This window comes from Mycobacterium tuberculosis complex sp. N0072 (genome assembly GCF_030323725.1).
GTDB classification, from domain to species: domain Bacteria; phylum Actinomycetota; class Actinomycetes; order Mycobacteriales; family Mycobacteriaceae; genus Mycobacterium; species Mycobacterium tuberculosis.
In genome coordinates, this window is sequence record NZ_CP040689.1 from 4,392,034 (window position 1) to 4,403,355 (window position 11,322).

Below are 11,322 nucleotides of genomic sequence, written 5' to 3' on the forward strand. Positions count from 1 at the left end.
TCTCAATACCCCCTGGGGCTGCGGCGAGGATCGGCCTGCTGGATCAGATCGGCCAGATTCGATGCGTCGGCGGCCACCCCGTAGTGGCCTCTCGCGTAGTTGATGAACGCGCACGCCTGGGCGACCAAATCGTGGATGTTGGTCGACGTGCCCGGCTCGTGATAGGCCGCGAACGTCGGAGCGATGAACTGCCAGACGCCCCTGCTGGGGGTGCCCCGCGCGGCGTTGGAATCCCAGTGGTTTATGGCGTTGGCGTTGTAGTTCGATTCGCGACGGGCCACCAGGTCCATGCCGCGAGTCCAGCGTGCCCGCGCGGCTGGATCGTGAACGCCTTTGATATCCAACGCTTTTTGGATCGCCGCCAACACTTGGGCGCGTCCACCGGGTGTGGTTACCTGGGGTCGTCTTGCCGCGGCGGTGCGCAGGTAGCGCAGCCGGCGCAGCCGCAGCCCCAATAGCCGCGCCCGCGACCTACATCGCGCGATGTGCCGATGCTGAGCCCGCAGCCGGGCGGCCATCCGGGCCATCGCCTCCCGCCGGCCCAGCGGTGTGTCGGTCAAGGCCATGGCATCGGTCTTGGCGGCTTCCAGGAGTGCACGCGTCGCGGTCCTGGCGTGCGCATGATCGATCTGGGCTGCCGCCATGATCTGGGCCAGCGCCTCATCGGTGTTGGCCAATCGACGCAGCGCTCTTGCGGCGCCGCGCCAGCGGTACGCCGCTGCGGTGGGAACGGCGTTGGCCACCCAGGATATCGCGTTCGCATACTGCTGGATCTGCGGCGCGTCGATGTCGGCGCCGGAAACGCCGCCCGCGAACAGGCCGTGGCCCCGGGACAGCGCCGCTATCGCCTGCGTGGTCAGGGGATCAGTCAAGGGTTCGCCTTCGGTGCCAATCCTGTGCCATGTGCTCACATCCGTTGCCGGGTGCCATCACCTCGGCCGTACCGACCAGACCACGACCTTGTCGATTGCGGCCGGTGCCCCTGCGCCACGACCATACTGCCGTTGACGCGACCCGACTACTCAGTCGTGGCGCGAAGGCCGACCTCGCCCCAGGGCGACTATTCCTTAACCTTGTCGTCGTTCGGCACAACAAGGATCCGTCGCGTCGACTTGGTGACCACCGGCTTGTCGTCGGCAGATTTCACCGGAACACTCGGCGGTACTGTTAAGCGGCCCTTGACCGGTTGACCATTCGGCACAGCCGGGGCCGTCACCCGCTTCTCGACCGGCTTGTCCTTATTGGCTCCTTCCGCGCCCGCACCCAACGCGCCCGGCGGCACCATCGGCATGCCGGTCATGCCGGCCGGCCCCGACGCCCGCGGGGTGCCACTAACCGGGTCCGGCGTCACCGACTTGGCCGGCGCCCCGGCTGGAGTCGTCGGTGGCGACGACGTCGGCACGGGTGGGGGACCCAGATAGCCCGTCGGGGTGGTGCCACCACCCCCGCCGCCGGCGCCGACGTCACCAGCGCCCGGCTCGCCGCCGAGGCCGGGCTCACCTTCGACGCTGTCCACCAGCCGCGCCCCGTCCGCGACGTCCAGTCCCTCCGCGCCATAGGTCTGTTGAAGCGCACTCATCAGCGGCTGCATTGCTCCCTGCCCCGCTTGCATGGCCTGCTGGGGAAGCTGCGTGAGTGGGCCCATGACGCCGCCGACCGCGCCGCCGAGCGCGCCGGTAATGCCCGACACCGCTTGTTGCATCATCTGCGTCGCCCCCTGGGCCTCCGCCTGAGCGCCCACCCCCTGGAATTGTTGGGCCGCATCGGCCTCATTCGCCGAGAACTTTTGCACGGCATCGGCCGCATGCGCCCGCCGATCTAGGTCCTCCAGGCCGCTGGACTCGACGTCGCCGGGCACACCGGAATTACCGGCGGCGAAAAGTGCCCCATTAGCGATGTCGGCAGGTGCGGGTAGGTCTACGGGGACAGCGGGAAGCGGCGCCGGTCCGGACGCTGGCGGCGTCGTCAAAACCTGCAATAAGATTTCCGGCGTCACCTTGATCGGAACTCCCGGAGCCGGGCCGGGTGCCGGATTCTGATCTCCGGTCATGATCACACCTCGAACTTCATCGGTAGCGCCCCTTCGGACGCTCTTTCGTGTGCTTGTCGACATTGGCCGCAGCATCGCCATTTTGTCACGCCGCGCGTCGACCGGTATTCAGCTCACGGTGTCGGGCCTCGTATGGTGATCAGGGAGTTTCGGGCAGCGGTTCAGGCAGCGAACCCTCGTGAGCCGCCACGCCTGGTGGTTACGGCATACCAGGCCAGGTGATAGTTGGCGAGGTAGTCCTGCTCGTCGATCAGTGCCTCGATCGCCGCCAGCAGCATCCAATCCCCGACAGCGGTGAGCTCGTGACTGGGATAGGCCTTGAGCACCGACTCCTTGACCGCGGTGATGCAGCCGTGCAGCAGCTCGGCTTCGTTTTCCAGCACGCCGGTTTTGCGTACCGCCGGCAGCGCGATCGCCTGCGCGATCCGCGGCAGGCTATCGCGGCGGCGCACAGCTTCGACCAAGGTCGGCCCGAACTCGTCCACCTTGGGTATCGCCGAGCGCGCTGACCGATCACCGGTCAGCGCAGGCGCATCTGGCCCCGGCTCGGCAACGTAGGTGTTGGACTCGTGGGCTGCCACGGCGACGACGGCGCCCAGCAAGTCGATCACGTCGGCATCACGGCGTCGCGCGGTTGGCTCCAGCAGCGTCACGTTCGCGGGCAGCCGGACGTGGGGCGGAATCCACCCGCCGGCCAAATCGGTGACCAGCAGGGTGGTGGTGCCGTCGTCGCGCAGCCCGGCCGCCCATGAGATTCGCGGCTCCTGGCGCGCCACGGCATCCACGATTCGCTGTAGGCGTTGCTGCTCAGCCGCCCGAGCCGATACCGCGCCCGCCGTCGCGCCGGCGGTGGCCGACAGTGCCGAGGCGCCGGCCATTGTCGACGAGCTCGCACCAGCCTGTCCAGCCACAGCTTTCGAGGCTGCGCGCTCCACCGGAGAAACCAGCGCCCCCCCCGCCGATGGGGCCGATGACGCCGAGGGCGCCACCGGCGCGCCGGATACGGGCGCCGTAGGAACCGAGGGCACGGCGGGGGCTGCCACGACGGGGGCCGTAGATCAGAGCCGTAAGCCGGCAGCGGTCCCGCGGGGACAGCCGAGCCACCAACCACCGGCGCAGCGGGTGCCGCCACCGGCCCGGCGGTCACCACGGTCGGCGCGACCGGCCCGGTAGTACCGGTCGACGCCGGTGGAGCGCCCGGGGTGTTCGCCGGCGTGTCAACTGGCCCGTGTGTGGCTTCGATGCCCGCAGCCATGGTCGGCGCAGACACCACGGGCGGTGTCGTTATCGGAGGAGTGGCCTGCGGCGGGGGAACCGACCCCGACTGCATCGCCGTCATTGCCCCTTCCGACAGCGAATGCGCGCCAGCCGCGGCCGGTTGCCCCGTCACCATCCCGGTCGCAAACGATTGCCCAATCGACGTAGGCGATACGCCCTGTCCGAGGGCCGCCGGCGACAGCGACCCGCCGGGCATCGCCACCGGGGGCCAGTGGCGATGACTGGCGGTGTAGCAGCGGCGGGTGTTGTGACCACCGGGGCAGGTGGTACAGGTCCTGCGCTGGCGTGCCGACTCGAAGCGCCTATTGCTCGCGGCGCCGGTTGTGAGCAGGCGGCCTGGACACCACTGCCAGAAAAGCCGCCAGCACCCACCGATTGTGGCGATGCCAGGTCTCCGGCGCCCTCAACACTCCCAAAGCTACCGCCACGCGCGCCGGGACCGGTCAGCGCTGGGGTGGTGGTGCGTCGTCGACGTTGAAACCATTGGCCCGTGCCCACGTCCGGGGATCGTCACCGATATCTTCGGCTTCGAGGATCTCCTGCATGGCCGTCATGACCTTGTCGACGGCGTCCCGGGATGCGTTCGCCGCATCGGCATTGCACCTGGTTTGGATCGCCTGGATTTCCGCCAACTGCTCCGGCAACGGTTTTTTCGATGCAAGAACGTCGTCGATTTCCTTATTTCCTTCCCCTGCAATGCCGGTCAACCGGCTCCGCAAATAGTCGATGGCGTCAGCGGCGGTATTGAAGGCGCCCTTCTTTATTTCGTACTTCTCTGCCTTAGTGACCTCGGATTTCGCTCCCCGAAGGTACCGGCCAATCAGGTCTTCGGCCGTTCTACCCTGATTCCGCAACAAAAGATCATGTTGGCTGATCAGATTCCTTGCGAGCTCTTGCTTTTGCATGGCCCAAGTGGCCCAGTGTTGCGCGGCGGCACGCAGGGCCGCCGACGGGGCCGGCCACCACGGCCCCACCAGCACCGCGCTCCACCTACCGGGCGGAAGATCAGCCGCCACCACATACCTGCTTCATAGCAGCATCTTTCACGTTGCCGTCGTCAAGTGCAGCCTGCCACTCAGCTTGAGTGCCACCACTCGCCATTACGATCGTTGTGCGGTAAGCGGTCGCTAGCGCGCGCGGCGTCGCGGTGTTTGGCATCTAGGGCGGGATCGGCTGCTGCATTGTCGAGGATTGCCGCAGCATTTGTGAGCGTGATGCGGGCCAGTGCCTTATCGCTCCCGTTCGTGTCAACTGGTACAGCATGGGCCACCAGCTTGTATGTGTCGCACAATTGCCGCTGAGCCGCGGCAGTCTGGGCAGCGGTGTAGGTAGGCACCGAGGTCGTAGCCGGTGTAGCCGCGGGCCTGGCGTTTGTCAGGGCCACGATCAGCGCAGCGACCGCCACCACAGCAGCGATCGCGGCCACCACGATGGCGGGCCAACTACGTGTGCGTGGTATGGGCAAGGGTGCTGGCGCGGTCACGCCGCAGATGGTATCCGCTGACCGCCTGTTTGCCGCTTGCACCAGACCACACCAACCCGGACACGCCGCGGCGGATGCGTTACGTCACCGGTGACCACGCGGTGCAGGTGTTCCAACTGACCAGCACCGTTATCGATCTCACCACCAAGCGCAAACACACCACGGTCGTGTACGCGGCCACCTCCATGTCGGGAACGCCACCCCTGCACAGGTAGCCTGCTGGTTGCTGGGTCATTGCGCCATGCCTTCGAGAACAAATTGCATCGGATGCGCGACGTCACCTACGCAAAACCCCTCCCAAGTCCGCGCTGGTCAGGGCCCCAAGGTTAGGGCACCCGCGCAACAGCGCCGCCGGCCCGCTCCGTATCGACGGCCACGACAACATCGCGTCCACGCTACGCCGCAATGACGCGGCCCTCGCCAGCCCGTTAAACCATCACAGTCCTGTTGAAACGCCATTTTGCCGAGGCCTTGGGCGCATCGCCGGTAAGCGCTGCTGACCGCCCGGCTGAAATCGATGAGCATCACTATCTTATCTACTGTTTTAGTATGCGGATTGTCGCGACAATGGCATCGCACGAGAAACGTCAACCTAACCCTTATAGTCCTTCCAAAGGGTGAATAAGGGCTTACCTTCGCTATCCAGGAAAGAATCCTTTATCACGTTGACAGATACGTCTAGGTAATGTGACAATTCAACCAGTCGATCAGCCGCGGTAATTGCAACAACCGTTCCACTGGAATCGATAAGGGTATCCCGTTGCCGACCGGCAAACGTCATCGTCCCGATGCTATATTCCGGCATCAGCTCTTCGGGCTGAAAAGGTGCCCGGATCGCCGGCAGTTCACGCTCGCTTCGGACGGAGCCTCCGAAATACCCGTAAAGATATTTTTCGATCACGGACATTGATGCAGCGGCGAATTCATAGCCTTCCCGGCTCATGCGATCGGATGACGTAATAACATACCATCCGGCGAGCCGGTCGATAAAGTAGCGGACTTCACCGCCCTTGTTCCAAAGGATAGTCCGGCCGTCATTCGTTTCCGACCCTTGGATCATGTTCATGCCAGATAAGCGGATCCAGTCCTGCAAATCCGTTGACAGGTCCACACCTATTGTCACTGTCGCAACACCCCGCGCCTTATTAACTCTTCCACTTTGCGCATCTCGTTCTGATGATCGAATATCCGCACTTGGATGGATCCGCCCGGCTGGCCGCACCCCGGCGCGACCTCAGATACTTCGATGAACCATCCCTCAGGCAACCAATCAATGGTATACGCGTGGTAGGGGTCGCGTAACGACGTCACGTGCAGGGCACGTTGTTCCCATGATGCCGGGCGCCCATGTTCCATGATCGCCAGGTACTTGCCCTGATCGCCGCCTATACGATCTAGCTGGGGGCCGTAGTCACTAAGAAATTTTTCGAGATTAGTGTAGGCGATCCTTGTCCCTGGAACCGCACCATTGTTAGGCGGAAAATTAGAGTACTGCTGGCCCCATGGGCCTACACTATTAAATCGCTCTTGATACCGTTCTTGGGTATAGGGCTGTCCCTGAGGATCGCGGCCGAATGGGGCGTTGGGGTCCTCCATGAGCTGGGCCACAACCGGGTTTATCCGACTGCGATCGGCCGGATTGTCTGTAAAGTCCCAGTGGCGCGATAATGGCTCGCCATACTGCGGGTCAACCGCTTCGTCGGATAACCGATGCCAACCCTCTCCAGCTGGTTCGTTCGAATGCATTGCAAGCTGCTGCTCGCGATGCGGCGCATGCAGCCCAGGTGGCTCGCTACCGCTACCGTGGCCTGACCCGTGAGACGCACCGTCGTGGGTCGGCTCGGATCCGTGTGCGCTCAGTGATCGGCCGTGAGGCCCCGATTCGGTTGAGTGAACGCCTCCGGGCGTGGAATGCGGCGCCGCCGCGGGTGCTGCTGGTGTGGTCGCCCACTGGGGTTGGTGCGCGGTAGCGGGCGCTGACTCGACAGGAGGTCCGCCAAGCAACGTCGTCGCCGGTGGTGCTTGCGCCGGGACATGTTCACCCGGTTGCGGCAGGCCATGCGGCACATGTGTGCCGGGCGTGGTGGCTGCGGATACCCGGGGCTGGCCTGCCGACGCCGACGACGGCGCCACCGGTTCAGCCGGTCTGTCGACGGGCGGCGGTTTGGATTCGGTGGGGCTGTGCGGCAGTGGACCGTTGGCGGGCACGGGCGCCGGTTTCGCCGCGGGCGCGGGTGCCGGGTGGCCCGATTCTGGTGGTTCGATCCGTGGTGGTTGCGGTCCTGGCCGCGGCGGCGTTGCTGGGGGCTCAAGGTGCGGTGTCGTCGGCTCAAGCCGCTCCTTGAGGCCTCGCACGCCCGCGAGAATGTCGCGGCCCTTGCTGCCAAGTTTCGACAGCGGCCCGCCCGGCAAAGCTAGCGTCGCGGCGTCGAATACGGTCTTGCCTAGCGCCTCATTAGGGTTGGTCGTCCACTCATCCCAATGGATGAGGCTTTTGCCGAACTGCTTCCACGACTCCACAACGCCGGGAGCGTTCTCGCCGCCCAGGCCCGCCAGCGGCGCCATCCCAGTCAGCATCTCCTCCCAGGAGCGATACCACCCGAACGGGTCTATCGAGGCGCGCAGTGGCCCTAGGTCCCAGGAGTCCTTGGCCATCCCGAAGGCCTCCTCGCCGAAGCCTTTGAGCTGCTGCCCGGTGCCATCGATGACCACACCCACCGGGTTGCTGTGCAAGAACCGATCCCATTGTTTGCCTGCGTGGTCTGCCATCGCGGTGATCACCGCCTCGGCGTGCGACACCACCGCGGTGATCTCCGCAGCCAACGCGTCCACTTCCCCGCTGAACTGGTCGACCACCACCGCGATGTCATGGGCGATGCGCTGGATCTCGTCTTCGTCCTGGTCGGTCAGAAACTCCCACACCTCTTTGATCCCGGTCAGCGGATCGCAGATGCGGGCCAACAAATCCAGGACCGCCGCATGCACCGCGTCGATGCGGGCGGCATAGGCGTCTAGCTGGGCCGCCAGCTGGTGGCATTGGCCCACGACAGCGGTGGTGCTGGCGTACGCGTCAGCAAACGCCGACTCGATCAGCCCCGCCTCCGGGAGCTGCTGGGCGCGAATAACGCCCATCGGCCCCGCCGTCGACTGAATCTCAGTCAGCGCGAACTGCGTGCCCGCGCTGCGCCACGCCACAGCCGCCGCACGTAGCTTTGTCGAATCCCCGTTCGGCCAGATCATCCCGATATACGGGGCCACCCACCCCCAGCCCTTCGGGGCGCCACCGCCGCCACCGACCGCCGACGGCGGCGCACCCACGCCGACACAGCCGCTCGGCGGCGGCGCCGGCAACGGCGCCGCCCGCCCAGCGACATCCGACATCGCCTCGGCCAACGAGTAGTTGTGCGCGCTCATGCGCACCCCATCGCCGAGGTTGCACAATCCGTTGCGCGCCACCGACATCGCCTGCACCAGCGCGGCCGCCGAACCGTCATAGGAGCGCCCGAACACCGCCCCAGCCGGATCATCACCGGCCATCCCCGCACACCCGGCCAGCGCCGCGGTCAGCGACGAGATCACCGCACCCAAACCCGCACCCGCAGCCACCGCCGCGCCGCCCGCGCTATCAAGGGCCGCGGGATCGACCGCCAACGGCGCCATCAGCTCACGACCACATACCCAAATTCGTGGCCATCGCGCCGGTGTAGTTGGCGTGCGCGCTCTGCCCCGCGGCCGTGAGCTGGGCCAACGCCTGGCGCATCATCGCCTCACCGGCAGCCCAATGTCGTTGCGCCTCAGCATGAGCCGCCGCGCCCTCCCCCGTCCACGTCACATGCAGCCGGGTAACCAAGGACTCAATCTCGGCGACCAGCTCCTCGACGTGGCGACCGAATTCGGCCATCCGCGCCACCGCATCAGCCAACACGGTCGGATCCACCCGAAACGGCTCAGCCACCGCCCACCTCACGAAGCACCTGCGCCGACGCGGTCTCGTTGTGTTGATAACCCGCACCGGCGTGAGCTATCGCCGCCGCCAGCATCGACAATCCCAGCTGCACCTCACCGGCCCCGCGATGCCATAGCTCCCACGCCGAGCCATACGCACTGCCCGACGCCCCGCGCCACCCGCCCAACATCTGCCCGACCTGAGCGTCCAGCTCGGCCAGTTGAACCGCGAGATGCTCGGCCGCTCCATCCAACGACGCGGCGAAACCCTGCATCACCGCAGGCTCTACGCGCAGCGTGTCGTCGGCACCCATGGCCGCAACCTAACAATGCCCAGGCACCGCCACAATTCAGCCGCGCGGGCGCACCCGCCGCAGCCCTAAAGGCTGCTGGCGCCGTCGGCGGTGCCGTCGCCGTCGGTGTCGGTCAGCCGTACGTCCCAGCGGCCGTCGCCATCGGTGTCGACGTATCCGGTCACACGCTGCTCACCAGCACACAGCACCTGATCGGCCAGCCCGTCACCGTCGGTATCGAGTAGCCGGTCGTCTAAACCACCGAACCCGTCGAAGTCAACCAGTGGACCACCGGTGTGCTCGACGCCGTCGAGCCCATACCAGCGCAGTTGTCCGCCGCGGTCGACGGCGACCGCCCAGGTCCCCGATCCGTCGTCGATGAAGTAGCTTTCCGGGGTGCCGTCGTTGTCGACGTCGAATACGGCGTGGTCGGCAACGTCGTCGCCGTCGAAGTCGGCCAGCGCGTCATCGCGCAGACCGTCGCCGTCGAGATCCAGGCCAATCGCGTCCAGCCGGCCGTCACCGTCGAGGTCGACGTCGAACGGGCGGTTCCAGATCCCGGCGCTGCCGTCGTCGCCGGCTATGCAGTACTCCACAACCGTTCTGACGCGACTCCCAAGCTAGCGGTTCCCCCGTGATTTCCACCAGGACAGCAGCTCGGTTGTCGCCTCCTCGGTGGACAACGGGCCGCGCTCTAGCCGCAGCTCCTTCAAGTAGCGCCACGCCTCGCCGACTTGCGGGCCCGCCGGAATGTCGAGCACCGCCATGATCTGGTTGCCGTCCAGGTCGGGGCGCACCCGATCCAGATCCTCCTGGGCGGCCAGCTCCGCGATCCGCTCTTCCAGCCGGTCGTAACTGGCCTGCAACCGCGCGGCCCGGCGCTTGTTGCGGGTCGTGCAGTCGGCGCGCACCAGCTTGTGCAGCCGTGGCAGTAGGGCCCCGGCGTCGGTGACATAGCGGCGCACCGCAGAGTCGGTCCATTTCCCATCGCCGTAGCCGTGAAACCGCAGATGCAGGTAGACCAGCTGCGAGATGTCGTCGATCATCTGCTTGGAATACTTCAGCGCCCGCATCCGCTTGCGCACCATCTTGGCGCCGACCACTTCGTGGTGATGGAAGCTCACCCCACCGTCGGGTTCGTGACGGCGGGTGGCGGGCTTGCCGATGTCGTGCAGCAGCGCCGCCCAGCGCAACACCAGATCCGGGCCGTCGTCCTCCAGCGCGATCGCCTGCCGCAGCACGGTCAAGGAATGCTGATAGACGTCCTTGTGCTGGTGATGTTCGTCGATCGCCATCCGCATCCCACCGATTTCAGGCAAGACCACAGCACCCATACCGCTCTGCACCATCAGGTCGATACCCGCGGCCGGATCCTCACCGACCAGCAGCTTGTCCAGCTCGGCGGCCACCCGTTCGGCGCTGATTCGGGCCAACTGCGGCGCCATCTCTTCGATCGCCGCGCGCACCCGCGGCGCCACCGCGAATCCAAGTTGCGAGACGAACCGCGCGGCGCGCAGCATCCGCAACGGATCGTCGCCAAAGGACCCCGACGGCGCCGCCGGGGTGTCTAACACCTTGGCCCGCAGCGCCGCCAAGCCACCAAGCGGATCCAGGAATTCGCCCGGCCCAGTGGCGGTGACGCGCACAGCCATTGCGTTCGTGGTGAAGTCGCGGCGGACCAGATCGCCCTCGAGGCAATCGCCGAAACGTACCTCTGGATGACGCGAAACCCGGTCGTAGCTGTCGGCACGGAATGTGGTGATCTCCATGCGGTGGTCGCTCTTACCCACGCCGACGGTGCCGAATTCGATTCCGGTATCCCACACCGCATCGGCCCACGGCCGCACGATCTCCTGCACCCGCTCGGGACGGGCGTCGGTGGTGAAGTCCAGGTCGGGGCTCAACCGGCCCAACAGTGCATCTCGCACCGAACCGCCGACCAGATACAACTCGTGTCCCGCGGCGGCGAACACCGACCCGAGTTCCCGCAATAAGGCAGCATGCCTGTTCAAGGCAACCGCAGCGGCGGTTAGCAGATCGGCTTCCTGGACGGCTTCCGGCACGTTCGATCAGCCTAATGGCAGTCGAAGTGGGCCGGGACGGTCGGTGGAGGAACCGGCAACCCTCGTTGCCGCACCCGTCGCATTGGCCGGTGTCGGGACGAGGTGTCGTCGTGCCCATCTCCGCGCGACAAACAGCCGGCGACAATATTAAGAATCCTTGGGTGCGGTCGCGTCTTGTCGCTCGAAGGTGGGCAAATCGTGCGCCCCCGA

9 protein-coding genes and 3 pseudogenes are annotated in these 11,322 nt (G+C 66.0%); 1 reads left to right on the plus strand and 11 read right to left on the minus strand.

Going from position 1 to position 11,322, the window contains the following annotated elements:
- Window positions 1–2: 2 nt before the first annotated feature.
- From FF952_RS20515 to FF952_RS20535, 5 genes and pseudogenes are all read right to left on the minus strand, one after another.
- Window positions 3–911, minus strand: a complete 909-nt coding sequence (locus FF952_RS20515; RefSeq protein WP_003899753.1) for a transglycosylase SLT domain-containing protein — start codon at window positions 909–911, stop codon at window positions 3–5.
- 809 nt (window positions 912–1,720) lie between these two features.
- Window positions 1,721–2,050: pseudogene (locus FF952_RS20520) on the minus strand (hypothetical protein); the annotation flags it as partial.
- 161 nt (window positions 2,051–2,211) lie between these two features.
- Window positions 2,212–3,215, minus strand: a pseudogene (locus FF952_RS20525) (DUF5631 domain-containing protein); the annotation flags it as partial.
- 221 nt (window positions 3,216–3,436) lie between these two features.
- Window positions 3,437–4,347 (minus strand): annotated as a pseudogene (locus tag FF952_RS20530) (hypothetical protein).
- 56 nt (window positions 4,348–4,403) lie between these two features.
- The gene (locus tag FF952_RS20535) at window positions 4,404–4,853 is read right to left on the minus strand and encodes a hypothetical protein (protein ID WP_003400081.1); all 450 of its coding nucleotides are present in this window, start codon (window positions 4,851–4,853) and stop codon (window positions 4,404–4,406) included.
- On the opposite strand from FF952_RS20535, the gene FF952_RS20540 reads away from it, so the two are divergent.
- Window positions 4,841–5,026 (plus strand): hypothetical protein, encoded by a 186-nt coding sequence (locus FF952_RS20540; RefSeq protein WP_003899758.1) that lies wholly within the window; start codon window positions 4,841–4,843, stop codon window positions 5,024–5,026. The genes FF952_RS20535 and FF952_RS20540 overlap by 13 nt on opposite strands.
- 377 nt (window positions 5,027–5,403) lie before the next feature.
- On the opposite strand, the gene ift is transcribed toward FF952_RS20540, so the two are convergent.
- The 6 genes from ift to FF952_RS20570 form a co-directional block, all read right to left on the minus strand.
- Entirely contained in the window at window positions 5,404–5,934 is a 531-nt protein-coding gene (gene ift, locus FF952_RS20545; protein ID WP_003400086.1) for a necrotizing toxin immunity factor IFT, read from the minus strand.
- On the minus strand, window positions 5,931–8,471 hold the full coding sequence (gene cpnT, locus FF952_RS20550) for an outer membrane channel protein/necrotizing toxin glycohydrolase CpnT (RefSeq protein WP_003902791.1): 2,541 nt from the start codon (window positions 8,469–8,471) through the stop codon (window positions 5,931–5,933). Before cpnT ends, ift begins: the two co-directional genes overlap by 4 nt.
- Window positions 8,472–8,475: 4 nt before the next feature.
- The gene (esxE, locus tag FF952_RS20555) at window positions 8,476–8,748 is read right to left on the minus strand and encodes a pore-forming CpnT exporter EsxE (RefSeq protein WP_003400094.1); all 273 of its coding nucleotides are present in this window, start codon (window positions 8,746–8,748) and stop codon (window positions 8,476–8,478) included.
- Window positions 8,749–8,758: 10 nt separating this feature from the next.
- Window positions 8,759–9,070, minus strand: a complete 312-nt coding sequence (esxF, locus tag FF952_RS20560) for a pore-forming CpnT exporter EsxF (RefSeq protein WP_003400100.1) — start codon at window positions 9,068–9,070, stop codon at window positions 8,759–8,761.
- A gap of 65 nt (window positions 9,071–9,135) precedes the next feature.
- A complete protein-coding gene (locus FF952_RS20565; RefSeq protein WP_031680866.1) occupies window positions 9,136–9,645 on the minus strand; it encodes a hypothetical protein in 510 nt (169 codons plus the stop codon).
- A gap of 24 nt (window positions 9,646–9,669) precedes the next feature.
- Window positions 9,670–11,112 carry a CCA tRNA nucleotidyltransferase gene (locus FF952_RS20570; protein ID WP_003400120.1) on the minus strand — a complete coding sequence of 481 codons (1,443 nt, stop codon included), beginning with the start codon at window positions 11,110–11,112 and terminating at the stop codon, window positions 9,670–9,672.
- Between the last annotated feature and the right edge of the window lie 210 nt (window positions 11,113–11,322).

Excerpts from the sequence above, each read along its gene's own strand:
- cpnT (WP_003902791.1), bottom strand. The coding sequence starts at position 8,471 with ATGGCGCCGTTGGCGGTCGATCCCGCGGCCCTTGATAGCGCGGGCGGC.
- esxF (WP_003400100.1), bottom strand. The coding sequence starts at position 9,070 with ATGGGTGCCGACGACACGCTGCGCGTAGAGCCTGCGGTGATGCAGGGT.